Below are 25065 nucleotides of genomic sequence, written 5' to 3' on the forward strand. Positions count from 1 at the left end.
GAGAAAGCTCGTATGTATACGGTCTCCTTACGCGAGGTTCTCCCGTGGAGGATGGGACATGACGGAAATTCTTGTGCAGGCGGCGACGGGGGAGCAGGTTCCTCCCGCGACCAGGGTGGTCGAGCACCCGGCGTGGCCGGTGCTCAAGGATGCCGTGGAGCAGATCCGGCCATGGCAGTCCAAGGACGGATCGATCGACTTCGAGGCCGAGGGCGCCCCCGCACGGGCGGACGCCGAGGCGGCCGTACGGCGTGTCGTGGCGGCCGTGGAGGAGCTCTCCCCGCTGCTCCCGCACGACCACGCCTACCACCAGGCCCTGGTCAAGGACCTGGAGCGCTGGGCCGCCGACGGCTTCCAGGTGCCCGACTTCCTCGACTCCCTGCTGGCCTTCCAGCCCGCGGCGGGCCGCGCGGACGGCCTGCAGCACCTGGTCGTCTTCGCGATGTACACGCAGAACGGCAACCCGGACCGCAACCTGGAGGCGGTCGTGCTGCGCATGGTCTGGCCGGACTGGCTGGCCGAGCTGGAGCGCACCCGCTACGACAACCCGCTGTTCTGCGGCATCAAGTTCGAGGACTTCACCGCGGGTTACGACACCAACTCCGCCGTGCTCTTCCCGGAGACCATCGCCGTGCGCGAGGCGCCGGAACGATTCTCCTGGGGTGGCATCTTCTGCGACCGCGAGGCCGCGCGCTTCCGCCGGGTCACCGACGCGGCCGTCGGCATCCTGGGCCTGGAGCTGCCCGAGGACATCGCCGCGATGGTCCACGACCAGACCCGCTGCGAGGAGGCCTTCGTCCTGTGGGACATGGTCCACGACCGCACCCACAGCCACGGCGACCTGCCCTTCGACCCGTTCATGATCAAGCAGCGCCAGCCGTTCTGGATGTACGGCCTCGAAGAGCTGCGCTGCGACCTCACCGCCTTCAAGGAGGCCGTGAAGCTGGAGGCCGACGGCGTCCCGCAGGCCCGTGACGTGCAGTACGCGGTCCTCTTCGACCGCATGTTCCGCTTCCCGGTCACCGGTGAGCGGGTACGCAACTACGACGGCCTCGGCGGCCAGCTCCTCTTCGCCTACCTGCACAAGCACGACGTCGTCCGCTGGACCGACAACAAGCTGTTCATCGACTGGCAGCGCGCCCCGCAGGTGACGAACCAGCTGTGCGCCGAGATCGAGGACCTCTACCGGGCCGGCATCGACCGCCCGAAGCTCGTCCACTGGTTCGCCGCGTACGACCTGGTCTCCCGGTACCTCGCCCCGCACCCGGGCTCCAAGTGGGCCAAGGGTCCCGACGCCCTCGACCTGAGCCAGCCGCCGCGAAAGCTCGTCGATGACGTGCTTCCGGACGAGTTTCCGCTGAGCATGTTCTATGAAGCCCTCTCCAAGAAGCTGAAGAACGTGATCGCCTCCACGAAGGGCATCACCGCCGACAGCGCCGAGCGGGCCGCCGCGTGAGCGATCGCGGCACCGGGAACATTGCACAGGCCGCCCAGGCGGCTGCTCAGGAGGCGAAGAAGATGGCGGGGAACGGAGCTCTCAGCGGTGCGGTGATCGCGGTGGCCGGGGCGGGCGGTCCGGCCGGGCGGGCGGCGCTGGTCCGGCTGGCCGAGGCCGGCGCGACCGTCGTCGCCGCCGACAACGATCCCGAACGGCTCGCGGAGGCCGTGGGCGCGGCCCGGGACGCCGCCGGCGGCGCCACCGTCACCGGGGAGCCCGTCGACCTGCTCGACCTGGAGTCCACCCGGGACTGGGCCGTCGGCATCGAGAAGGACTTCGGCCGGGTCGACGGCGTGGTCCACCTCGTCGGCGGCTGGCGCGGCAGCGAGACCTTCATCAAGACCAGCCTCGACGACTGGGACTTCCTGGAGCTGCTGCTCATCCGCACCGTGCAGCACACCTCCCTCGCCTTCTCCGAGGCGCTCCAGCGCAGCGACCGCGGCCGTTACGTCCTGATCAGCGCGGCCGGCGCGTCCAAGCCGACCGCCGGGAACGCCGCGTACGCCGCCGCCAAGGCCGCCGCCGAGGCGTGGACCCTGGCCATGGGCGACTACTTCCGCAAGGCCGGGGGCCCCGAGGGGCCGACCTCGGCGGCTGCGATCCTGGTGGTGAAGGCGTTGGTGCACGACGCGATGCGCGCCGAGCGTCCCAACGCGAAGTTCGCGGGCTTCACGGACGTCAAGGACCTCGCCGAGGCCATCGTCGACGTGTGGAGCAAGCCCGCCGCCGAAGTGAACGGAAAGCGTCTGTGGCTGACCGAGAAGCCGTGAACCGCCCGAAGACCGACGCCCGCCGTCATCACGACCCGGACGTCCGCGGCTTCGCCAGCGACAACTACGCCGGGGCCCATCCGGAGGTGCTCGCCGCACTGGCCCTGGCCAACGGCGGGCACCAGGTCGCGTACGGCGAGGACGACTACACCGAGAACCTCCAGGGCGTCATCCGCAGCCACTTCGGCGCCACGGCGGAGGCCTTCCCGGTCTTCAACGGCACCGGCGCCAACGTCGTCGCGCTCCAGGCGGTCACCGACCGCTGGGGCGCGGTGATCTGCGCCGAGAGCGCGCACATCAACGTCGACGAGGGCGGTGCCCCGGAGCGCATGGGCGGCCTGAAGCTGCTCACCGTACCGACCCCCGACGGCAAGCTCACGCCCGAGCTGATCGACCGGCAGGCGTACGGGTGGGACGACGAGCACCGGGCGATGCCGCAGGTCGTCTCGATCACCCAGAGCACGGAGCTCGGCACGCTCTACACGCCGGACGAGATCCGCGCGATCTGCGAGCACGCCCACGCGCACGGCATGAAGGTCCATCTGGACGGCTCCCGCATAGCCAACGCGGCCGCCTCCCTGGACGTCCCCATGCGGACGTTCACCAATGCGGTCGGCGTCGACATCCTCTCCCTGGGCGGGACGAAGAACGGCGCGCTGTTCGGCGAGGCGGTCGTGGTCCTGAACCAGGACGCCGTCAGCCACATGAAGCACCTGCGCAAGCTGTCCATGCAGCTCGCCTCCAAGATGCGCTTCGTCTCGGTGCAGTTGGAGGCCCTACTCGCCAAGGACCTGTGGCTGCGCAACGCCCGCCACGCCAACGAGATGGCCCAGCGCCTGGCCGAGGGCGTGCGCGCGGTGCACGGCGTGGAGATCCTCCACCCCGTGCAGGCCAACGGCGTGTTCGCCAGGCTCCCGCACGACGTGAGCGTGCGGCTGCAGAAGCGGTTCCGGTTCTACTTCTGGGACGAGGCGGCCGGTGTCGTGCGCTGGATGTGCGCGTTCGACACGTCCGAGGAGGACGTGGACGCGTTCGTGGCGGCGCTCAAGGAGGAGATGGCGCGGTAGCGGCACGGGAGCGGCAGTCTGCATAGGTATGCGGTCACCTGAAAAGTCATTGACTGTCGGGTGATCGCTTTCCTATGCTCTGCAGCCATGGAGCTGATCCAGAACACCCCCGATCTGTCCGCTTATTTGGCCGCTGACGAGGTCATCGACCACGACCATCCGCTCGTCCGGAAGACGGCCGCACGGCTCGCCAAGGATGCGGTGGACTCGTATGCCTATGCGCGCCTGGCGTTCGAGTTCGTGCGCGACACGATCCCGCATTCGCAGGACTCCGGCGACATGCGGGTCACCTGGCGGGCCTCCGACGTCCTGGAGCAGGGCACGGGGATCTGCTACGCCAAGGCGCACGCGCTCGCCGCGCTGCTACGGGTCGAGGACATCCCGACCGCGCTCTGCTACCAGAAGTTCGACGTGGTGCACGGTCTGGTCGCGGTCCGCTTCAACGGCGCCTGGCACCGGCAGGATCCGCGCGGGAACAAGCCGGGTGTCGATGCCCGGTTCTCCCTCGACGGCGAGCGGCTGGCCTTCGTGCCCGATCCCGAGTTCAATGAGGTGGACTATCCAGTCCTGTATGCTGAACCTCATCCGGCCGTCCTGAGCGTCCTCCAAGCCGCCCCCGACCGGCCGTACCTCTGGAAGACCCTCCCCACCGCACTCTGAGGCAAGGCGATGACCCTCTCCCTGACCGTGTCCGACGAGGTGCGCGCCCTCGCGCCGGGCTTCACCCATGTGGCGATCGAGGCGCACGGGCTCACCAACGGGCCGTCCACGGCCGAGAGTTCGGCCCTCCTGGACGACGCGGCCCGTCGTCTCGCCGTACGCCTGGACGGCCGTGCCCCGCACGAGGACCCGCACATGGCCGCCTGGCGCGAGGCGTACACGGCGTTCGGCTCCAAGCCCTCGCGCACCCGCAACTCCGCGGAGGCACTGGCCAAGAGGGCCCTGGCGGACGGCGGTCTGCCCCGGATCAATCTCCTCGTCGACCTCTACAACGCCATCAGCGTCGCCCACCTGATCCCCGTCGGGGGCGAGGACGTCGACCGGATCCAGGGTGGTATGCGGCTCGTCCGGGCCACCGGCGACGAGGACTTCGTGACCGTGGCCGGCGGCGAGGAGGTCGTCGAACACCCCGACGCGGGCGAGGTGGTGTGGCGCGACGACGCGGGCGTGACCTGCCGCCGCTGGAACTGGCGCCAGGGGCCGCGCACTCGGCTCACCGAGGAGACCGTCTCGGGCATCTTCCTGCTGGAGAGCCTGGCGCCCATGCCGGTCGCCGAGGTCGCGGCTGCGGGCACCGAACTCGCCGAGCTGCTGCAGAAGTTCAGCCCTGGCGCACGGGTCGAGCTGCGCGCGCCGGAATCAGCGAGCTGAGGGCGCGGCCGTCAGGCGTCCCGGCGGAACAGAGCGGTCCAGAGGAAGGGTTCGCCGAAGCGCGGGGACTCGGGCGGTTCGTCGCGCATCCGCCGCAACTCCACCTCGGTGAGGTCGCCGAACAGCCGGCGCAGTGCCTCCGGCGTGTACGCCAGTCCGCCCTCCAGTCGGCCGCGGCGATAGAACTCCGCGTCCGGAAGCTCCGATCCCATCGCACCGGCGGCGAAACAGGTGATGCCGAACAGGCCGCCGGGCGCGAGGAGCCGGTCGAGGAGCGCGAGGTAGCTGATACGGCGGTGCGGCGGCAGGTGGTGGAAGCAGCCGGAGTCGTAGACGAGGTCGTACGGCTCGTCGAGTTCGGTGCCGAGCAGTGCGAAGGCGTCACCGGTGAGGAAGCGGGCGTCGGCTCCCGCCGCACGGGCCCGCTCTCGCGCCCGGCCGATCGCCACGGGCGACAGGTCGACGCCGTCGACCTCGAACCCGAGAGACGCGAGATACAGCGCGTTACGGCCGGGACCGCACCCCAGGTCGAGGGCGCGGCCCGGGGCGGCGAGGAGAGCGCGGTCGACGTGGGAGACCAGATTCTCGTCGGGCTTGGCGACGAAGAACGGAACCGGCCGGCCGGGATCCGCGTAGAACCCGTCCCACCAGGACGCCCCCGCATCCGCCGTCCACCGGTCACCGCCGGAGACGAACAGCCCGTCCAGGAGGCGGAGTACGTCCTCCACCGTGCGCGTGTTCCGGTCCATGGGATCCCCTCTCAGTCGGGGAGATCCTAGGCCCGGTGAGTGAAAAGGCGCAGGTCAAAGGCTTGCTGCGGAGGCTCCGTACGGCCGTGTGACGAGCTGTCGGCGGAAGGCGGGGGACTGGTGCCCAAGTGGTCTACGGATGCGGCCCGTTGGCCTGCCAAGCCCCCTCGCGGGGCCGTTCCCGGCGGAGCGAGGGGGCCTTTTTCGACTTTCGACCGGCCTCAGCGTGCCTCGGCCGCCCGGACCTCTTCCGGGGTCGGGGCCGTGCCGCCCAGGTGGGCAGGCATCCACCAGGTGTCGTTCGCGTCCTTCGGGCGGACCGGGTAGGCGCGCTGGGCCGCCTCCAGGAGTTCCTGGCAGCGCTCGCGCAGCTGGCGGGTGATCGCGCCGGCGTACTTGTCCTTGGACGCCTCGATCGCCTCGCCCACCCGGATCGTGATCGGGGTGTGGCTGCGCTTGAAGTTGCGCGGGTGGCCCTTGGTCCACAGACGCTGGGTGCCCCACAGGGCCATGGGGATGAGCGGGACGCCGGCCTCCTGAGCCATGCGCGCGGCACCCGACTTGAAGCTCTTCAAGGTGAAGGACTGCGAGATGGTCGCCTCGGGGAAGACACCCACGATCTCGCCGGCGCGCAGCGACTCCAGCGCGTGCTGATAGGCGGCCTCGCCGTTCTTGCGGTCCACCGGGATGTGCTTCATGCCCCGCATCAGCGGCCCGGAGATCTTGTGCCGGAAGACGGACTCCTTCGCCATGAAGCGAACGAGACGTTTCTGCGGAAGGGCCGCCAGACCGTCGAAGATGAAGTCCAGGTAGCTGATGTGATTGCTCACCAGCACGGCGCCGCCCGAGCGCGGGATGTTCTCCGACCCTTTGCAGTCGATCTTCAGGTCCCACGCCTTGAACAACGTGAGGGCGAGACCGACGACGGGGCGGTAGACAAGCTCTGCCATGGGACGGGGTGGACCCTTCCTTCTCAGCCTGGGAAGGCGCTCCCGGCGGGAAAGTTACGCAGCCGTAGGTTTACGGCATCTCGCAGATCGTGCCCGAAGAACGGCCGGGGAGCCAGTCCAAGTTCCGGGCAAAGGCGGAGATCCTCGTCACGTCGCCCGGTGATCCACCTCGTACTTTTAACTCGCCTTTACTGCGTGCGCACCGTCACCCGGCGCACCAGCAGGTACATCTCGCAACCCAGGCAGTACCCGAAAGCGGCATTGAGGAAAGCGGCCGCGAGCGCCAGCCCCGTCGCGGCCTGCCCGAGCCACTCGGGACCCAGGCCGTACCCGACCAGGCCCACGCCCGCGAAGACGAGCCCCACGGCCTGCGCGAACCGCGGCGGCTGAGGCGACTCGAACTCGGTCGGCGGCCCGATCCGGGGCCGTACCACCTTGCGGAACAGCAGGCCGTACGGCGAACGGCCCACTCCACCGGCCGCGCCCAGCGCGAACGCCAGCGTCTGCCAGGCCAGCAGCCAGATGTTCCCGGTGATCAGCACAATGGCCAGCACCAGAGTGGTCACGGCCGCACCGAAGCGGGGGCCCCTCACGTCGATGTCCATGAATCAAGCATTCCGCACGGGAAACGATTCAGGACATCGGGAATCTTTGCAGTCTCGTGAACGCTGGAGCAGTGGATGACCGGACTTGTGGTGTGCGTGGCGGTGCTCGCGATGGCGAGCGCCTACGGAGTGCTTCATCGGCAGCGGAGCGGGAGAGTGCGGGTGCGCGGGCGCGACGGCGAAAAGCGGCTCGGGACGGCCGAGTTGGGCGAGGAGTTGGGACCGCGGGCGACGCTCGTGCAGTTCTCCAGCGCCTTCTGCGCGCCCTGCCGGGCCACCCGGCGCATCCTCGGCGAGGTCGCGGGCATGGTCCCCGGCGTGACCCACGTCGAGATCGACGCCGAGGACCGGCTGGAACTCGTACGCGAACTCGACATCCTCAAGACGCCGACCGTGCTGGTCCTGGACGCCGACGGCCGCATCGTGCGGCGCGCCACCGGCCAGCCCCGCAAGGCCGACGTCATCGCGGCGCTGGGGGAGGCGGTCTGACGGCTGTGACCGGGACGGTGAGGCATCTCCCATATGCCGGAACGTACTTGACTGGGCGCACCACCTATCGTCAGCCTGACCGTATGCCCAAGGAACTCCTTCTCTTCGCGCGGGTCCACGTCGACCTGGCCCGCACCGCGAGCGCGCGCTGTCCCGGCTGTTGAGCAGCCCCGACCCCGCTCGCCCCTCCTCGCAGAAGGACAACTCCATGACGGCCACGCCGGACCTCGGCACCCGTACTCCCCAGCTCGCCTCTCCCGACCTGCTCCGTTCCGTCTTCCGGCGGCACGCCGCGGGAGTCGCCGTGATCACCGCACGCGGTGACGCGGGCCCGGTCGGCTTCACCGCCACCTCGCTCACCTCCGTCTCCGCCGAACCCCCGCTGCTCTCCTTCGGCATCAGCACCGGAGCCTCCAGCTGGCCCGCGATATCGGGCACGGAGCACATCGGCGTCCACATACTCGGGGACCACCAGCAGGAGCTGGCCGCCACCTTCGCCAGGAGCGGCGCCGACCGCTTCGGCGCCCCCACCGCCTGGCGCGAGGGACCGGAGGGCGTGCCCGTCCTCGACGACGTCCTCGCCTGGCTGGTCTGCCGTGTCGTCGCCCGTGTGCCCGCCGGGGACCACCGGATCGTGCTGGCCGAGGTCGTGCTCGGCGACCCCGCGGGGCCCGGCCGTCCCCTGCTGTATCACCAGGGCCGCTTCAACGGCCTGCGCGACTGATCCACCGCCGGCTCCCGCTGCGAAGCGGTCGAGTTCCGATTACGCTGCGTTGCAAAGGTCACAGTTCAAAGCGCTTGCTTAGCGGGAACGAACTGGGTGTACTGGCGAGTAATATTTCGCTCGGAGCGCGGGTCGCCCCGATCGGGATCGGCCGCTTGAGGCGCCTATGCTGCCTGAAAGTAGGCAGCACCGAAATGACGATTGCAGTAGGAGAGCCGGCGTGAGCTTGAGGATCGTTGTCACTGTGAAGTACGTGCCCGACGCCACTGGCGACCGGCACTTCGCCGATGACCTGACCGTCGACCGGGACGACGTGGACGGTCTGCTCTCCGAGCTCGACGAGTACGCGGTCGAGCAGGCGCTGCAGATCGCCGAGAACTCCGACGACGACGTCGAGGTCACGGTGCTGACCGTGGGCCCGGAGGACGCCAAGGACGCGCTGCGCAAGGCGTTGTCGATGGGCGCCGACAAGGCGATCCATGTGGAGGACGACGAGCTGCACGGCACGGACGCGATCGGCACGTCGCTGGTGTTGGCGAAGGCGGTCGAGAAGGCCGGCTTCGACCTGGTGGTGTCCGGTATGGCCTCCACGGACGGCACGATGGGTGTCGTGCCGGCGCTGCTGGCGGAGCGGCTGGGGGTGCCGCAGGTGACGCTGCTGTCCGAGGTCTCCGTCGAGGACGGGGTCGTCAAGGGCCGCCGGGACGGCGACTCCGCCACCGAGCAGCTGGAGGCCTCCCTGCCGGCCGTCGTCTCGGTCACCGACCAGTCGGGCGAGGCGCGTTACCCCTCCTTCAAGGGGATCATGGCGGCCAAGAAGAAGCCGGTCGAGTCCTGGGACCTGTCGGACCTGGAGATCGACGCCGACGAGGTCGGTCTGGCGGGCGCCTGGACCAAGGTCGACTCCGCGGCCGAGCGTCCGGCTCGGACCGCGGGCACGATCGTCAAGGACGAGGGCGAGGGCGGCAAGCAGCTCGCCGAGTTCCTCGCGAGCCAGAAGTTCATCTGAGCCGCGCGGCTCAACTCCCTTACCGCCCCTCAGACTTCGCAATTCGCAGGAGAGCATTCCCATGGCTGAAGTTCTCGTCTTCGTCGATCACGTGGACGGTGCCGTCCGCAAGCCCACCCTGGAGCTGCTGACGCTCGCCCGCCGCATCGGCGAGCCGGTCGCCGTCGCGCTGGGCAACGGCGCCGGTGACACCGCCGCCACGCTGGCCGAGCACGGTGCGACGCGTGTGCTGACGCACGAGGCCGCCGAGTACGCCGACTACCTGGTCGTGCCGAAGGTGGACGCCCTGCAGGCCGCCGTGTCTGCCGTGTCCCCGGCCGCGGTGCTGGTGCCGTCCTCCGCGGAGGGCAAGGAGATCGCCGCCCGCCTCGCGCTGCGCCTCGGCTCCGGCATCATCACCGACGCCGTCGACCTGGAGGCCGGCGAGGACGGTCCGGTCGCGACCCAGTCGGTGTTCGCCGCGTCCTTCACCACCAAGACCCGCGTGTCCCAGGGCACCCCGGTCATCACCGTCAAGCCCAACAGCGCGGCCGTGGAGGCCGCCCCGGCCGCCGGCGCCGTCGAGGCCCTGACCGTCGCCTTCTCCGCGGCGGCGACCGGCACCAAGGTGACCGCGCGTACCCCGCGCGAGTCGACCGGGCGTCCGGAGCTGACCGAGGCGGCGATCGTGGTCTCCGGCGGCCGCGGGGTCAACGGCTCCGAGAACTTCGCGATCATCGAGGCCCTCGCCGACTCCCTCGGCGCGGCCGTGGGTGCCTCGCGGGCGGCGGTGGACGCGGGCTGGTACCCGCACACCAACCAGGTCGGCCAGACCGGCAAGTCCGTCTCGCCGCAGCTGTACATCGCCAACGGCATCTCCGGCGCCATCCAGCACCGGGCGGGCATGCAGACCTCCAAGACCATCGTCGCGGTCAACAAGGACGCCGAGGCCCCCATCTTCGACCTCGTCGACTACGGCGTCGTCGGCGACCTCTTCGACGTCGTCCCCCAGCTCACCGAGGAGATCAACACCCGCAAGGGCTGATCACCCCGATCGCTCCAAGGCTGTACGAGGCCCCCGTGACCGCGCGAACGGTCACGGGGGCCTCGGCTCATCCCAGGACGACCGAGGCCTGGACGGGGAAGTGGTCGCTGGGGAACTGGCCGTCCCTGGAATACGTGTCGATCGTCGCCCGCAGCGTCCGCACGCCCGGCGAGGTGAGGATCCAGTCGATGCGCTCGCCGCCCGGCTTGAGCCCGCGGTAGGCGTGGAAGGTGGCGTACAGCGGGCCGCGCCGGGCCGCCGAGTCCCAGGCGTCGACGAGTCCCGAGTCCACCAGGGTGTCGTAGGCGGGGTTGTCGTGCGCGGCGACGTTGAAGTCACCGGTCACCACGACCGGCAGCGAGCCGCCGAGTTGCGCTATCCGCTCCGTCAGCAGCCTGGCGCTGCGCTCACGGGCGTACTGGCTGCGGTGGTCGAAGTGCGTGTTGAGGACGTAGAACTCCCGTCCGGCGTCGGCGAGATCGCGGAAGCGGACCCAGGTGACGATCCGGGGGAAGGCCGCGCCCCAGGTGTTGGAGCGGATGACCTCCGGGGTGTCGGAGAGCCAGAAGGTGTAGTGCTCCAAGGGGGCCAGGCGCCGCTTGTCGAAGTAGATCGCTGTGGACTCGTCGCGGCTGCCGCCCTCGCGGCCGGTGCCTATCCAGTCGTAGTCCGGGCCGAGGTCGGCGTCGATGTCCCGCAGCTGCTGGTAGAGACCCTCCTGGGTGCCCATGATCTGAGGGCGGGCGCGGCGCAGGAGTTCGCGCATCACGGGTCGGCGGTCGCGCCAGCTGTTGGGTTCGGCGGTGCTCGCGAAGCGCAGGTTGAAGGTCATGACCTCAAGAGGGGGCACGCGGAGGGCCTTTGCCGAGACGGGTGGAGCGGACGCGGGTGACGCGGAGCGCGAGGAGGCGGACGAGGTGGGGGCCGCCGCACTGGACAGGGGCAGGGTGACCGCCGCGGCCAACAGGGCCTTGAGGCCCAGACGGCGGGTGACTCGGCGCTGGATCTGCACGGAGGCTCCTTCGGTGGCGGCGGCCGGACGGGGCGGGCGTGAAGAGAGTCGTGCGTAGGGCAGTGTCATACCCGGGGGTGAGCCCGGCGTGAACATGCCCAGATCAAGGCGTGGCTCCGCGTGGACATGGTGTTGACCATCCCGAAGGGCCCGGATAACTTCATTCAACGGATTGTTGATTCCGTAGGGCGGAAAACAGGAGGGTCTGGGAATGGGTCAGGGCCAGCAGGAGAACGTCGCGACGAGCCTCGCGGGCGCCGTCAGCGAGGAGATCAGCGCCTCCCTCGCACCGGTCGACGCGGAGCTGGAGCGGCGCTACCCCGGGGGCCCCGGCACCCGCCAGCCCGTCCACACGGTGTACGTCCCCGGTGACGTCTTCGCCGCCGACACCATCCGCTCCTGGGGCGACCAGGCCCTCACCGCGCTCGACGAACACGCCCCGGACGCCGCCTCCTTCGCCGCGGTCCTCGGCCTCTCCGACGAACTCGCCGAGCCCGTGTACGCGCGCGTGCGGGCCAAGCTGGAGCGCGAGCCCATCGAGGACCTGCGGGTCGACTTCGAGGACGGCTACGGCCCCCGCCCGGACGCGGAGGAGGACGCGGCGGCCGCCCGTGCGGCGCGGCTGATCGCGGAGGCGTACGAGAACGGGACCGCGGCGCCGTACATGGGCATCCGTATGAAGTGCATGGAGGCGCCGGTCCGCGACCGGGGCATCCGCACCCTCGACGTCTTCCTCACCGGCCTGATGGAGGCCGGCGGGCTGCCCGAGGGGCTGGTGCTGACACTGCCCAAGGTGACCTACCCCGAGCAGGTCACCGCCATGGTGCGGCTCCTGGAGGAGTTCGAGAAGGCGCGCGGGCTGGAGGCCGGCCGGATCGGGTTCGAGATCCAGATCGAGACCAGCCAGTCCATCCTCGCCACCGACGGCACCGCCACCGTCGCCCGGATGATCCAGGCCGCCGAGAGGCGTGCCACCGGACTCCACTACGGCACCTTCGACTACAGCGCCTGCCTCGGCGTCTCCGCCGCCTACCAGGCCAGCGACCACCCGGCCGCCGACCACGCCAAGGCGATCATGCAGGTCGCGGCGGCGGGCACGGGCGTACGCGTCTCGGACGGCTCGACCAACGTCCTGCCGGTCGGCCCGACGGAGAAGGTCCACGACGCCTGGCGGCTGCACTACGGCCTCACCCGCCGCGCGCTCTCCCGCGCCTACTACCAGGGCTGGGACATGCACCCCGGCCACATCCCCACCCGCTACGCGGCCGTGTTCGCCTTCTACCGCGAGGGCTTCGAGCAGGCCGCCGCCCGGCTCGCCCGCTACGCCAACCGGGCCGGCGGCGACGTCATGGACGAGCCCGCCACCGCCAAGGCCCTCAGCGGCTATCTGCTGCGCGGCCTGGACTGCGGCGCCCTCGACATCGCCGAGGTCGCGCGGGTGACCGGGCTGACCCGGGCCGACCTGGAGGGCTTCGCCTCGCCGCGGCGCGGTGACCTGACGGCGTCCGCCAAGTAGCGGACCTGTCACAGCACTCACGGGCGCCTGGCGTTGTCACACCCGCCACGTAGTCTGTACGGCACGCATTGGTGTGTCACAGGAACGGGGCAGGCAGCGGTGGCTTCGGGGGAATCCTCAGGCGGGAACGGCCAGGCGGACGGCACCGGCCGGCTGCTGGCAGGGCGCTATCGCGTCCTGTCCCAGCTCGGCCGCGGCGGCATGGGCGTCGTCTGGAGAGCCGTCGACGAGGTCCTCGGCCGCGAGGTCGCCGTCAAGGAACTGCGCACCTACAGCGACGCCGACGGACCCGAACTGGCCGATCTGCGCGTGCGGATGCAGCGGGAGGCACGGGCGGCGGCCCGGGTACGCCACCCCGGAGTCGTCGCCGTGCACGATATCGGCGAGGTCGACGGCCGCCCGCTGATCGTCATGGAACTGGTCGACGGGCCGTCCCTGGACGACGTGCTGCGCGAGCGCGGACCGCTCGACCCGCGCGAGGCGGCCGGGATCGGCGCCAAGGTCATGGACGCGCTGGCCGCCGCCCACCGGGCCGGAGTGCTGCACCGCGACGTGAAGCCCGGCAACATCCTGCTCGAACGCTCCGGCCGAGTGGTCCTCACCGACTTCGGCATCGCCACGATGGAGGACCCGGACGACGGTTCGGAGACCCATCTGACACGCACCGGCGCGCTCGTCGGCTCCCTGGACTACCTGGCACCCGAGCGGGCCCAGGGCGGCGACCCCGGCCCCCCCTCGGACATCTGGGCCCTGGGCGCCACGCTGTACGCGGCGGTGGAGGGCTCCTCGCCCTTCCGCCGTACGTCGACGTACTCCACGCTCACCGCGATCATCGGCGAGCCCCTCCCGGAACCACAGCGCGCCGGCGCCCTGGGCCCCGTCCTCCGACAGCTCATGGACAAGCGCCCGGAGGCCCGCCCGGAGGCCGAGGAGGCCGTGGCGCTGCTGCAGGGGGTCGCGGACGCGACGGGGACGGACACGCCGACCACCACGCTGCGCGGCGCCACACCACCGCGGTCGGAGACGGAACGCAGCGTGCCCCCGGTGCCGGGACCGGTGGGGTCGGCCGGGCCCGGGACGACGGGGCCCGCCGCGGCCCAGGGCCCCGGTGGCCGGGACGCGACCAGCCCAGCCGTCGCTCAGGGCTTCGGAGCCGCCCAGCCGCCAAGTCCCGCGGGCACACCGGGTTTCGGGACCCCAGCGCAGGGCGTCGGCCCGTTCGGTCAGCCGGCCCCCGCCCCGCACGGCTACGGCGCTCCCGTGCCCCCGGACCAGGCCATCACCGGCCCCATGGCCGCCACCTCCGACTCGCCCCGGCGCAACAAGGGCCGCGTCCTGCTCGCCGCCGTCGCTGTCGTCCTCGTCCTCGCGGCGGCCGGAACCGCCGTGGCGCTGCTGAACGACAAGGGCGATGCCGAGGCCGGGGACCGGCCTTCCTCCTCCGCCACGAGCGCCACGGCCACCTCCTCGGCGTCCGAGCGCGCCGATGCCGGTCACCCCAGCGGCTCCAAGTCCCCTGAGCGGGGCGGCAAGAAGACGCCCACCGCGACGGCGACGCCCGGCGGAAAAGGCGGGAGCGAGCCCAGCAGCGGTGCCTCCGAGTCCTCCCCGGCGCACTCCTCGGGCGGCGGGACGACAGGCGGCGGTACGTCGGGCGGCACAACCGGCGGAAGCGACGGCGGCGGCTCCGGAAGCGGCGGCACGACCGGCGGAAGCGGCTCCACCAGCCCGGCCCCGGCCTGCACCTCCATAGGCGGCGGCAAGTACAACTGCACAGTCTGGCGCGAGGCCAAGTCCCACACCGCCTCCGGCACGGAGGTCGGAGTCCTCGGCGCCGGCACCAACTACTTCTTCTGCCAGCAGAACCTGGGCCGTCGCGAGACCTACGGCCAGTGGACCAACGTCTGGTGGGCGAAGACCGACGACGACAGCGGCAACACGAACGTCTACGTCAGCGACGTCTACATCAAGGGCGGGGACAACGACGAACCGATCCCGGGACTCCCGGTCTGCTGACCTCTGCTGACTTCTGCTGACCCCGAGGAAAGACCCGCCACGAACCGCTCCACGCCGGACTCCGTCACCAGCTTCTCCTCCGCGAACAGCCGTGTGCCGCGCTCGCACAGCCGCCGGTCGGCCCGCGCCCGCGCGCAGAACTCCTCGGGCGTGATCCCGAAGAGCTCTCTCAACCGGGCGGACGCGAGGAGGAGTTCGGTGATCAGCTCCCGCTGGCCCGGGTGTGAGCGGGGAGCGCCGGTGCCGTCGTGCAGGACCCCGCGCCGGTTGACGTACACGAACGCGCCCGGCAGCACCGCCCCGTCCGCCGACTCGATCCGCACGTCGGCCGAAGGCAGCCAGGCGCGCCGGTAGTTGCCCTCCGGCAGCGGTACGCCCTCGCTCGCGTCGATCACCGCGAGCTGCTCGGCATCGAGCCAGGTCACGAACAACTCCCGTACCGTGCCCGGCGATTCGAACGGTGACGCCGACACGTACCCGAGGCGGCTGACATGCGCGGAGACGCCGATGTCGATGCCCGTCACCCGGGTGCGCACCATCGGGATCGGCGAGACGATCCCGAACTCGGCCATCTTGCGCCGCAGTTGGCCCGGGCAGGCGTTGGAGCCGACGGCGAGGACGGGCGTGCGGTCCTCGTGCACCAGCCGGTCAAGGGGCAGCAGCCGGTCACCGTCGAGCAGCCCCGACTCGGCCGGCCACGCACCCGGGTAGAGCAGCGGATGGTCAAGCGGCGCCTCGGCCAGCCCCAGCGCCTCCAGCGTGCGGCCTTGCGGCGGCTGCGCGGGTGCCTGTGGCGTGTGGTTCTCGGGCGGTTCCGTCGGCGTCCGTGGCGTGTGGTTCTCGGGCGGTTCCGTCGGCGTCCGTGGCGTGTGGTTCTCGGGCGGTTCCGTCGGTGTCCGCGGCGCGTGGTTCTCCGGCGGCCCCATCGGCGCCTCCAGCGTGCGGTCGTCCGACGGCCTCGTCGGCGCGGTTTGCCGTGTGGAGTCGTCCGGCGGTTCTGTGGGGGCGGTCTGTCGTGTCTGGTCCGTCGGCGGTTCTGTGGGGGCGGCCTGTCGTGTCTGGTCCGTCGGCGGTCCTGTGGGAGCGGTCTGCCGTGTGTAGTCGTCCGGCGGCCCCGTCGCAGTAGCCTGCCGTGTCGGGTCCGTCGGCCGCTGCGGGGCGCGTTTCTCCACCGGCCGCAGCGGGGCCTCCAGTCCGGGTTCCTTCGGCGGCCCGGTCGGCGTGGCCCGGGGCGTGCGGTCCTCCGACGGATCCATGACCGGCTCAGTCCGTCGGCGGGAGCTCGCCCGAGCCGCGGGTGATCAGGCGGGTCGGCAGCTCGATGCGCTCCGGGGTGATCAGGTCGCCGTCGAGCTGCCGGAAGAGCCGCTCGGCGGCGGTACGGCCGAGCGCCGCCGCGTCCTGCGCCACCACCGTCACGCCCGGCTGCAGCAGGTCCGCGAGCTCGATGTCGTCGAAGCCGACGAAGGCGACGCGGCGGCTCTGCTCGGCCAGCACCCGCACCACGGTCACCGTCACACGGTTGTTGCCCGCGAAGATCGCCGTCACCGGGTCCGGACCGGTGAGCATCTCCTCGGCCGCCCGGCGCACCCGCTGCGGGTCCGTGACGCCCAGGGACATCCACGAGTCCTCGACCGGGATGCCGGCGTCCTCCATCGCGGCCCGGTAGCCGCGCAGCCGCTCGGCGGCCGTGTGGATGCGGGGCATGTCGCCGATGAAGCCGATCCTGCGGTGGCCGTGGGCGATGAGATGGGCGACCCCGTCGCGGGCACCGCCGAAGTTGTCCGACAGGACCACGTCGGCGTCGATCCTCCCGGCCGGGCGGTCCACGAAGACCGTGGCGACGCCCGCCTTGATCTCCGGCTCCAGATACCGGTGGTCGTCGCCCGCCGGAATCACCACGAGCCCGTCCACCCGCCGCGCGCACAACGCGAGCGCCAACTCCTGCTCACGGTCCGGGTCCTCGGCGCTGGAGCCGTTGATCAGCAGCGCCCCGTGGGCACGAGCCACCTCCTCGACCGCGCGGCTGAGCGGGCCGTAGAACGGGTCCGCGAGGTCCTCCAGGACCAGGCCGATACTGGCGGTGCGGCCCTTGCGCAGCACGCGCGCGCTGTCGTTGCGCCGGAAGCCCAGCGCGTCGATGGCCTCCTGGACGCGGCGCTCGGTCTCCGGGGTGACGCCCGGCTCGCCGTTGACCACGCGCGAGACGGTCTTCAGACCGACTCCGGCACGCGCGGCAACGTCCTTCATGGTCGGACGATTGCCGTATCTGGCTCCGGAATGGCGGTCTGTACGGCGGGCGGTCTCGGGCACGATGCGCTGTCCTGTCTCGTCTCGTCCACGGGGATGCGTCGGACCATGAGTTTGTATGAGGATGTGGCGTCGAGCATAGAGCCTGGACAACGTTGTCATATGCGAGAGAGACTGTCCACCGCAATCTCCGGCCTGCGCCCCCACCGCGAGACCGGCCCACACTTCTCCGTAGTTGAAGGGGGAACCTTTCCCCTGGTCGACGGGGAACCGATGGTTTCGGGAGATCCGACACTGATGCACACCGACCTCGTGGCCGCGCTCGACATCGGCGGCACCAAGATCGCCGGCGCCCTGGTGGACGGGCACGGCGAGATCCTGGTGCGTGCCCAGCGCGCGACGCCCGCGCAGGAGGACGGCGACACCGTGATGGGCGCCGTGGAGGAGGTCCTCGGCGAACTGACCGCCTCGCCCCTGTGGGGACGGGCCACGGCCCTCGGCATCGGCAGCGCCGGCCCGGTGGACGCGTCCGCCGGCACGGTGAGTCCGGTGAACGTGCCGGGCTGGCGCGACTACCCGCTGGTGCGGCGGGTCCGGGAGGCGGCCGGCGGACTGCCGGTCGAGCTGATCGGCGACGGAGTGGCCATCACCGCGGCCGAGCACTGGCAGGGCGCCGCCCGCGGTCACGACAACGCGCTGTGCATGGTGGTCTCCACGGGCGTCGGCGGCGGTCTGGTCCTCAACGGCCAGCTCCACCCCGGACCCACCGGAAACTCCGGCCACATCGGCCACATCAGCGTCGACCTGGACGGCGACCTGTGCCCGTGCGGTTCGCGCGGCTGTGTGGAGCGCATCGCGAGCGGGCCCAACATCGCCCGCAGGGCCGTCGAGAACGGCTGGCTGCCCGGCCCCGACGGCGATACGTCCGCCGCCGCGGTCGCCGCCGCGGCCCGGGCCGGCGACCCGGTCGCCGTGGCCTCCTTCGAACGGGCGGCCCAGGCGCTGGCCGCCGGCATCGCGGCCACCGCGACCCTAGTCGAGATCGACATCGCGGTGATCGGCGGGGGAGTGGGCAACGCGGGGGAGGTCCTGTTCACACCGCTGCGCAAGGCCCTCGGCGACTACGCGACCCTCTCCTTCGTGCAGCGCCTGGAGATCGCGCCGGCCCAGATGGGCACGGACGCGGGCCTGGTGGGGGCCGCCGCGGCCGCGCTCGCCAAGCGGGCGGACGCGGCCGCGGTCTGAGGGGCGCTCGGCGCGCCCGTGAGGGTCGTGCGGGACCGGGCCTCGCGGAGGCTCAGCAGCAGGAACGTTCGGGCATGCTGCTGAGCCGCCGGGGGCGCGGGTTCAGCAGCTCAACTGCGCGTCCGCCCAGTCCGCGTGGTCCGAGTCGATGCCGTCGCCGCCGTCGGTGACGACGAGCCGGACCACCTGGGCGCCGGTCACATCCGCGGTGAGCGGCTGGGCCGGCATCGCGTTGGTGAGCACGCCGGTCGAGGCGACCTTGGTGCCGTCGGCCCAGATCTCGAAGGCGACGGTGCCGTTCGCGCCCTTCTCGTCGTCGACCCCGACGTCCGCGGTGACCTTCTCGCACGCCTTGGCGGTGTAGTACTCGACGGCGCTCTCCGCGTGGACGCCGAGTCCCTTGGCGTACACGACTCCGCCGAGGGTGATCGGATGCCCGTCGCCCGCGGCGCTCTCGCCGTTGCTGGTGTTGCGCTCGACCGGGCCGTAGCCGTTGGTCGCCGACAGCCAGGGAAGGTCGCCGAGCCCGGACGTGCCGGAGGGCGGCGGCACGACCACGGACGCCGTCAGCGGCAGCGCGCTGTCGACGCGCATGCCTGTCGGCGAGCGGTAACTCGCTTTGAGTGTGAGGTCGTACGATCCTGTCGGCGTTCCCTCCGGAGCGGTGACCGACCAACTGGTGCGCAGGGAGCGGCCGGTCGGGAGGGCCTTGGCGGTGGTGTGCGAAGTGGCCTTCACCGTCCAGCCGTTGGGTCCGGTGAGGCCGACGGACACGTGCTCGGCAGGTGTGCGTCCGAGGTCGGTGACGGCGGACGTCAGCATGGCCGCCTTGCCCGCCTCGACCAACGGGCTGCCCTCCAGGCCGAGTTCGACGGCCGGCGGGTGCGCGGCCCACTTGCGGTCGGCGGACACTCGTACGAGGACCGTGCCGTGGGCCGGGACGGTCGCGGCGATGGTGCCGGCGGTGTTGTAGCTCCTGTGCTGCCACAGGTCGCGCAGGGTGTAGGCGCGGGCGCCGGGCAGGCCGACGGCGGTGGCGGTGGTGGAGATGTGCTGGGCGGTGCCGGTCTCGTTGAAGAGGGCCACCGCGCGGCTGCCGTCCTTCATCTCCTTGGCCACCACCCAGCGTCCGCCCTCGGACGAGACGACCGTGCCCTGCTTGCCCAGCGGGTCCTGGTCGACGGCGATGACCTCGTTGTTGTCCAGGATGTCGAAGGTTGCCTGGGAGGCCTTGCGCAGGTCGGAGCCGATGAGCAGCGGCGCGGCCATGACCGACCACATCGAGAAGTGCGAGCGGTACTCGGTGTCGGTCATGCCGCCGTTGCCGACCTCCAGCATGTCGGGGTCGTTCCAGTGGCCGGGTCCGGCGTACGGGGCGAGCGGGAGGTTCTTCTTCAGGATGCCCAGCATGGAGCCCCAGCTGTCGCTGATGTCACCGGTGGTGCGCCACAAATGGCCCACGTCCGAGGCCCATTCCCAGGGATTGTTCTCGCCCCATTCGCAAATGCTGTAGACGATGGGCCGCCCGGTCGCCCTGAGTGCGTCGCGCATGGTCGTGTAACGCAACTTGGCGTCTACACCTTGGTTATTGCAGTTGTCGTACTTGAGGTAGTCGACGCCCCAGTCCGCGAACTGCCGGGCGTCGCTGTACTCGTGGCCCAGGGCGCCCGGGAATCCGGCGCTGTTGCATGTCTTGGTGCCCGCGCTGGTGTAGATGCCGAGCTTGAGTCCCTTGGAGTGCACGTAGTCGGCCACCGCCTTGATCCCGTTCGGGAAGCGGACCGGATCCGGTACGAGTCTGCCGTCTGAGTCGCGGCTCGGCAGGGCCCAGCAGTCGTCGAGGTTGACGTACTGGTAGCCCGCGTCCTTGAGGCCTTTCTCGACGAAGAGGTCGGCGATTCCCTTGACCATGGACTCGTTGAACTCGGCACGGCAGTTCGTGGAGTTCCAGTTGTTGAAGCCCATCGGAGGGGTGAGGGCCAGGCCGTCGGCCAGGGTGGGTGCGGCGGGCTCGGTGGCGGGTGCCGCGACGGCCGGGACGGTGAGTCCGGCCGCGGCGAGGAGTGCCGCGGCGATCCCTCCGGCCACTCTTCGACGGGTTGTGCGGGTGTGCAGGTGACGCATCGTTACGTTCCTCCAAACACGCGAAAGGTTGGATGACGTCATGTCCTCGTCATGGCTGCGCGTTTACGGTAGGACGTGTCTGACTGTGTTGGAAGAGATGGGTAACGGTTGTTCGATATCCCGTCAGAACCCTTGACGCCGAGGCCACATGGAGGTGAGATCCAAGCCACGCGTTCGGTTGTGTTGCGTGGCACTCCCGGGAGGGGCACATGGCACAGTCATCGTTCCAGCGGATTGGTCCAGCCCAAGTATGGGCAGGTCATCGGATGTCCCGGCGAAATCTCTTACGTGGTGCGGCCCTTGGCGTCGGTGCGGTCACGCTCCCCGCCCTGCTGTCGGCGTGCGGTGAGGGCCCCGGCGGCGACAAGAAGGAGGTGTCCGTCGGCTCCAACGCCTCGGACGCCGTACCGAAGAAGGCGTACGCGGCGGCCTTCCAGGCGTACGAGAAGAAGTCCGGAAAGAAGGTGAAGGTCAACACCAAGGACCACAACGACTTCCAGGAGAACATCAACCGCTATCTGCAGGGCACCCCCGACGACATCTTCATGTGGTTCGCGGGATACCGCATGCAGTACTTCGCGGAGAAGGGCCTGCTCACCGAGATCAGCGATGTCTGGAGCGGTTTCTCGGGTTTCTCGGACGCCCTGAAGGCGCAGTCCACGCACGACGGCAAGCAGTACTTCGTGCCGTACTACTACTATCCGTGGGCCGTCTTCCACCGCAAGAGCCTGTTCCAGCAGAAGGGCTATCAACAGCCCGCGAAATGGGACGACTTCATCGCCCTCGCCAAACAGATGCAGCAGGACGGAAATCCGGTCGCCTTCTGCGACAAGGACGGCTGGCCGGCGATGGGCACCTTCGACTACATCAATCTGCGGTTGAACGGATACGACTTCCACAAGTCCCTCATGGCCGGTGAGGAATCGTGGACCGACACCAAGGTGAAGAACGTCTTCGACACCTGGCGTGAACTCATGCCGTACTACCAGAAGGGCGCCCTCGGCCGGACCTGGGAGGAGGCCGGGCAGAGCCTCCAGAAGCGGCAGACCGGCATGGCGGTGTTCGGCATGCCGCACCCCGGCACCCAGTTCCCGGCGGACGAACGCGACGACATCGACTTCTTCGCCTTCCCCGAGATCGACCCGCAGTGGGGTCAGGACGCGGTCGAGGCGCCCATCGACGGGTTCCTCGTCGCGAAGAAGTCCAAGAACGTCACCGGTGCGAAGGCCCTGTTGAAATGGCTCGGGACGCCCGAGGCCGAGAACACCTACCTCAAGTACGACCCCAACAACGTGGCCGTCAACGACGGCGCCGACACGTCGTCGTACAGCGCGCTGCAGAAGAAGTCCGCGCAACTCGTCTCGGCCGCCAAGCAGATCTCGCAGTTCCTCGACCGCGACACCCGGCCCGACTTCGCCTCGACGGTGATGATCCAGTCCATCCAGGACTTCATCGGCAACCCGAAGGACGTCGACGGGCTGTGCAACAGCATCGAGCGGCAGAAGAAGACCATCTTCTCGCAGCCCGTCGGCTGAGCACCGTCCGACGGCTGATCACTGGGGGAATCGTTCGTGGCGCTCACCTTCCCGCGGCGCGCCGGAGGACGGCGGCGGCTGAGGCGGTTCACCCGCCGCGACGCCGTCGTCCTCGGCCTGCTGCTCGGCATCCCGGTCCTGCTCGACATCGTCATCGTCTGGGGCCCGACGCTCGCCTCGATCGGGCTGTCCTTCACCGCCTGGGACGGCATCGGCGACATCCACTGGGTCGGCCTGGACAACTACCGCAACCTCGCCGACAACTACCCGCCGTTCTGGCCGGCGGTCCGCCACAACATCATGTGGCTGCTCTTCCTCGGCCTGATCGCCACGCCCTTCGGCCTGTTGCTGGCCGTCCTGATCGACCGGGGCGTCCGCTTCAGCCGCTTCTACCAGTCCGTCCTCTACATGCCGGTCGTGCTCTCGCTCGCCATCGTCGGCTTCATTGCCCAGCTGATCCTCGGCACCGACCAAGGCGTGGTCAACACGGTCCTGAACAATCACGACGACCCGATCGACTGGCTGGGCGACTCCCACCTCAACCTCTGGATGATCATGATCGCGGCGGGCTGGCGGCACGTCGGCTACGTGATGATCCTCTACCTCGCCGGACTGAAGTCCGTCGACCCGGAGTTGAAGGAGGCGGCGGCGATCGACGGTGCCAACGAGCGCCAGACCTTCTTCCGCGTCGTCTTCCCGACCATGCGCCCGGTCAACGTCATCGTCGGCGTCATCACGGTGATCGAGGCCCTGCGTGCCTTCGACATCGTCTACGCCGTCAACAAGGGCCGCAACGGCCTGGAACTCCTCTCCGTCCTCATCACCGACAACATCATCGGCGAGGCGAGCCGGATCGGCTTCGGCTCGGCGATCGCGGTCGTCCTGCTCGTCGTATCGCTCGGATTCATCGTGACGTTCCTGGTCCAAGAGCTGCGAGGTGCGCGCGACCGATGACGGCAGACATCCGCACCACCGCACCCGTGCACCGCTCGGCCGCGCCGGCCGCCCGGCCGCCGAAGTCCCATCCCCGGCGCGGCCGTTGGGGGGTGCACATCTTCCTCACGGCCGTCTCGCTGCTCTTCCTCGCTCCCCTCCTGCTGGCCGTCTACGCCAGCCTGCGCCCGTACGACGAGACGGCGCAGCACGGCTACCTCTCCTGGCCGAGGCACCTGTCCCTCGACTACTACCGCCGGGCCTACACCGAGTCCGGCATGGGCAAGTACTTCACCAACACCCTGCTGATCGCTGTCCCCGCGGTGATCGTCACGCTCTTCCTGGCCGCGTTCGTCGCCTTCGCCGTCTCGCGCCTGAGACTGCGCGGCGGCCTGGTCCTGCTGATGTTGTTCACGGCGGGCAACCTGTTGCCCCAACAGGTGCTCGTGACACCCCTGTACGTGCTGTTCAACAAGATCCCGCTGCCCTGGTGGATGTCCGACTCACTGACGATGTACGACTCCTACTGGGCCGTGATCCTCGTCAACATCGGCTTCCAGATGGGCTTCTGCGTCTTCGTCCTCGCCAACTTCATGCGCACCCTGCCCCAGGAGATCCTGGAGGCGGCGATCGTCGACGGCGCGGGCGTGTGGACCCAGTTCTGGCGCATCACCCTGCCCCTGTGCCGCCCCGCGCTCGCGGCCCTGGCCACCCTCGAATTCACCTGGATCTACAACGACTTCCTCTGGGCCCTGATCTTCATCTCCAACCCCGACAAGTTGCCCATCACGTCGTCCCTGAACAACCTCCGGGGCCAGTTTTTCACCGACTACAACCTGCTGGCCGCGGGCTCCGTCCTGGTGGCACTCCCGACGATCCTCGTCTTCCTGCTCCTGCAACGGCACTTCATCGCGGGGCTGACGCTGGGGTCGACGAAGGGATGACGGGCGGGTGAGCATGACTGGACGGGTCCATCAGCAGACAGCCCGACCGCTCGCCGACGACTTTCGGCCATTCAATTGCAAGTTGGTAGATTCGGATGATCTTCTATTCGATCATCGGGGATCTTGGAAATGATCGATCGATGCGTAGTTGGCAGGGAGTTGGCCGCAACTTGTCTGGATCATGAATTTCGCCGCAGATGAATGACTGTTTGTGCATGCGGCGCGATCCGGGATGGCCGGGCGGGTTGGCGGAGGATGGAAGCCGACTCGGCATGGAAACCGCCAACCGTCACCAAGTTGGTGTCCAGTAGTTTTCTCTTGGGCGCGTTGGCCCAGTGTGCGCGATGTCCGACGGCCTGCGGGCGCGTGGACGTTTCCGCTGGTGACGCGCCCTGAACCCGCCCCGCGAAGCGTCTTTCCTCCCTCCGGGTTGGTCACGGGCGCACTGTTAACCACCTTCGCCGCTCCGACGGCTACTGCTGGTTGCCGGTTTCCGACAGAGCGTTCCTCGAGGCCGAGCACAATGAAAATGCGGCCCCCCGCTGACGACGGGGAGCCGCTGGTGACAATTCGCTCGGCTCAAGGAGGGAATCATCAATACCCAGAATACGGGGCGTCGGCCCCGGAACGAAACCGTGCCATCGCATTCGGGCCGCACTCGGGCTGTGCCCGCCGGTGTTGCCGTTACCGCTGCGACAGTTGCCGCCGCCGTCCGTGATCACGCAGTCGTTTTCATGACCGCGTCGGCCGTAGTCGCACTTCTCTCCGTGCTCATGGTCGCGGCGGTGCCGGCCATCTGGTCGCGCAAGCCCGAACGCCGGAACGCGGCCCTGGTCGTGCTCCGTATGCTGCTGGGCAGGCGCCGGACTTCGCGCCGGTCGACCGGTTGAACCGTGACCCTCGGCCCGTCCCGGCAGTTGAACCGGGCATGAAGAAGCGCAGCATGCTCGCCATCGCCTCCCTCGCCACCGGGTTCGTCGTCGCGGCCATCACCCCCTCGCACGGGGGCGACCACCAGACGCTCGGTGACCATCAGTCGCTCGGTGACCTCAGTGTCGAGGACACCGTCGGCACGGTCGCCGACACCGTCGGCGACGGCAGTCTCTCGGACACCGGGAAGGTCCTCGGGCAGAACGACTGACCCCGGTCGAGGCCGGAGAAACGGCGCCGGTGCCCCCTGCTCCAAGGGGCACCGGCGCCGCCCCATGTGCGCCCTCAACTGGGGCTGGTTTCC

General features: G+C 69.9%; 24 protein-coding genes. 17 read left to right on the top strand and 7 right to left on the bottom strand.

Annotation, left to right across the window (positions count from 1 at the left end; translation table 11 throughout):
- The first annotated feature begins 58 nt into the window (after window positions 1-58).
- The 5 genes from MQP27_RS29500 (at window position 59) to MQP27_RS29520 (ending at window position 4706) form a co-directional block, all read left to right on the top strand.
- Entirely contained in the window at window positions 59-1456 is a 1398-nt protein-coding gene (locus tag MQP27_RS29500) for a DUF6421 family protein (RefSeq protein WP_242768997.1), read from the top strand.
- A gap of 62 nt (window positions 1457-1518) precedes the next feature.
- Complete coding sequence (locus tag MQP27_RS29505; protein WP_242768998.1) at window positions 1519-2268, top strand: SDR family NAD(P)-dependent oxidoreductase; 750 nt, start codon at window positions 1519-1521, stop codon at window positions 2266-2268.
- Complete coding sequence (locus MQP27_RS29510) at window positions 2265-3335, top strand: threonine aldolase family protein (RefSeq protein WP_242769407.1); 1071 nt, start codon at window positions 2265-2267, stop codon at window positions 3333-3335. Before MQP27_RS29505 ends, MQP27_RS29510 begins: the two co-directional genes overlap by 4 nt.
- Before the next feature lie 87 nt (window positions 3336-3422).
- The gene (locus MQP27_RS29515) at window positions 3423-3995 is read left to right on the top strand and encodes a transglutaminase domain-containing protein (protein ID WP_242768999.1); all 573 of its coding nucleotides are present in this window, start codon (window positions 3423-3425) and stop codon (window positions 3993-3995) included.
- Between the two features lie 9 nt (window positions 3996-4004).
- A complete protein-coding gene (locus MQP27_RS29520) occupies window positions 4005-4706 on the top strand; it encodes a B3/B4 domain-containing protein (RefSeq protein ID WP_242769000.1) in 702 nt (233 codons plus the stop codon).
- A gap of 11 nt (window positions 4707-4717) precedes the next feature.
- On the opposite strand, the gene MQP27_RS29525 is transcribed toward MQP27_RS29520, so the two are convergent.
- The 3 genes from MQP27_RS29525 to MQP27_RS29535 form a co-directional block, all read right to left on the bottom strand.
- Window positions 4718-5455, bottom strand: a complete 738-nt coding sequence (locus tag MQP27_RS29525; RefSeq protein WP_242769001.1) for a class I SAM-dependent methyltransferase — start codon at window positions 5453-5455, stop codon at window positions 4718-4720.
- Window positions 5456-5676: 221 nt separating this feature from the next.
- Window positions 5677-6405, bottom strand: a complete 729-nt coding sequence (locus MQP27_RS29530) for a lysophospholipid acyltransferase family protein (protein WP_242769002.1) — start codon at window positions 6403-6405, stop codon at window positions 5677-5679.
- Window positions 6406-6593: 188 nt separating this feature from the next.
- Complete coding sequence (locus MQP27_RS29535; RefSeq protein WP_242769003.1) at window positions 6594-7010, bottom strand: DUF4395 domain-containing protein; 417 nt, start codon at window positions 7008-7010, stop codon at window positions 6594-6596.
- Between the two features lie 75 nt (window positions 7011-7085).
- On the opposite strand from MQP27_RS29535, the gene MQP27_RS29540 reads away from it, so the two are divergent.
- The 4 genes from MQP27_RS29540 to MQP27_RS29555 all read left to right on the top strand — a co-directional run bounded on the left by MQP27_RS29540 (window position 7086) and on the right by MQP27_RS29555 (window position 10256).
- Window positions 7086-7499 carry a TlpA family protein disulfide reductase gene (locus MQP27_RS29540; RefSeq protein WP_242769004.1) on the top strand — a complete coding sequence of 138 codons (414 nt, stop codon included), beginning with the start codon at window positions 7086-7088 and terminating at the stop codon, window positions 7497-7499.
- A 208-nt stretch (window positions 7500-7707) separates the two neighbouring features.
- Complete coding sequence (locus MQP27_RS29545; RefSeq protein WP_242769005.1) at window positions 7708-8223, top strand: flavin reductase family protein; 516 nt, start codon at window positions 7708-7710, stop codon at window positions 8221-8223.
- A 220-nt stretch (window positions 8224-8443) separates the two neighbouring features.
- Window positions 8444-9232, top strand: a complete 789-nt coding sequence (locus MQP27_RS29550) for an electron transfer flavoprotein subunit beta/FixA family protein (protein WP_242769006.1) — start codon at window positions 8444-8446, stop codon at window positions 9230-9232.
- A gap of 61 nt (window positions 9233-9293) precedes the next feature.
- The gene (locus MQP27_RS29555; protein ID WP_242769007.1) at window positions 9294-10256 is read left to right on the top strand and encodes an electron transfer flavoprotein subunit alpha/FixB family protein; all 963 of its coding nucleotides are present in this window, start codon (window positions 9294-9296) and stop codon (window positions 10254-10256) included.
- Window positions 10257-10323: 67 nt separating this feature from the next.
- Here MQP27_RS29555 and MQP27_RS29560 read toward each other — a convergent pair whose 3' ends face one another.
- Window positions 10324-11268, bottom strand: coding sequence for an endonuclease/exonuclease/phosphatase family protein (locus MQP27_RS29560; RefSeq protein ID WP_242769008.1), 945 nt, complete (start codon window positions 11266-11268; stop codon window positions 10324-10326).
- Between the two features lie 211 nt (window positions 11269-11479).
- Between MQP27_RS29560 and MQP27_RS29565 the strand changes: the two genes are divergently transcribed.
- Window positions 11480-12784, top strand: coding sequence for a DUF6986 family protein (locus MQP27_RS29565; RefSeq protein WP_242769009.1), 1305 nt, complete (start codon window positions 11480-11482; stop codon window positions 12782-12784).
- Window positions 12785-12883: 99 nt separating this feature from the next.
- Window positions 12884-14800, top strand: coding sequence for a serine/threonine-protein kinase (locus MQP27_RS29570; protein ID WP_242769010.1), 1917 nt, complete (start codon window positions 12884-12886; stop codon window positions 14798-14800).
- On the opposite strand, the gene MQP27_RS29575 is transcribed toward MQP27_RS29570, so the two are convergent.
- Window positions 14746-15558: a hypothetical protein gene (locus tag MQP27_RS29575; protein ID WP_242769410.1), complete on the bottom strand. Its 813-nt coding sequence runs from the start codon at window positions 15556-15558 to the stop codon at window positions 14746-14748. The two genes, MQP27_RS29570 and MQP27_RS29575, sit on opposite strands and share 55 nt — an antisense overlap.
- A gap of 505 nt (window positions 15559-16063) precedes the next feature.
- A complete protein-coding gene (locus tag MQP27_RS29580; RefSeq protein ID WP_372511347.1) occupies window positions 16064-17113 on the bottom strand; it encodes a LacI family DNA-binding transcriptional regulator in 1050 nt (349 codons plus the stop codon).
- A 234-nt stretch (window positions 17114-17347) separates the two neighbouring features.
- Between MQP27_RS29580 and MQP27_RS29585 the strand changes: the two genes are divergently transcribed.
- Window positions 17348-18295, top strand: coding sequence for an ROK family protein (locus tag MQP27_RS29585; protein WP_242769012.1), 948 nt, complete (start codon window positions 17348-17350; stop codon window positions 18293-18295).
- A gap of 102 nt (window positions 18296-18397) precedes the next feature.
- Here MQP27_RS29585 and MQP27_RS29590 read toward each other — a convergent pair whose 3' ends face one another.
- Entirely contained in the window at window positions 18398-20419 is a 2022-nt protein-coding gene (locus MQP27_RS29590; RefSeq protein WP_242769013.1) for an NPCBM/NEW2 domain-containing protein, read from the bottom strand.
- 266 nt (window positions 20420-20685) lie between these two features.
- Here MQP27_RS29590 and MQP27_RS29595 point away from each other — a divergent pair, with 266 nt between their 5' ends.
- From MQP27_RS29595 to MQP27_RS29615, 5 genes are all read left to right on the top strand, one after another.
- The gene (locus tag MQP27_RS29595) at window positions 20686-21954 is read left to right on the top strand and encodes an ABC transporter substrate-binding protein (protein ID WP_242769014.1); all 1269 of its coding nucleotides are present in this window, start codon (window positions 20686-20688) and stop codon (window positions 21952-21954) included.
- Between the two features lie 36 nt (window positions 21955-21990).
- Window positions 21991-22908, top strand: a complete 918-nt coding sequence (locus MQP27_RS29600) for a carbohydrate ABC transporter permease (protein ID WP_242769015.1) — start codon at window positions 21991-21993, stop codon at window positions 22906-22908.
- Window positions 22905-23831, top strand: coding sequence for a carbohydrate ABC transporter permease (locus tag MQP27_RS29605; RefSeq protein ID WP_242769016.1), 927 nt, complete (start codon window positions 22905-22907; stop codon window positions 23829-23831). The genes MQP27_RS29600 and MQP27_RS29605 overlap by 4 nt, the downstream gene beginning before the upstream one ends.
- Window positions 23832-24565: 734 nt before the next feature.
- Entirely contained in the window at window positions 24566-24721 is a 156-nt protein-coding gene (locus MQP27_RS29610) for a hypothetical protein (RefSeq protein WP_242769017.1), read from the top strand.
- Between the two features lie 38 nt (window positions 24722-24759).
- On the top strand, window positions 24760-24972 hold the full coding sequence (locus tag MQP27_RS29615; protein ID WP_242769018.1) for a hypothetical protein: 213 nt from the start codon (window positions 24760-24762) through the stop codon (window positions 24970-24972).
- Window positions 24973-25065: the final 93 nt, after the last annotated feature.

Source organism: Streptomyces cylindrosporus, from assembly GCF_022698165.1.
GTDB classification, from domain to species: domain Bacteria; phylum Actinomycetota; class Actinomycetes; order Streptomycetales; family Streptomycetaceae; genus Streptomyces; species Streptomyces cylindrosporus.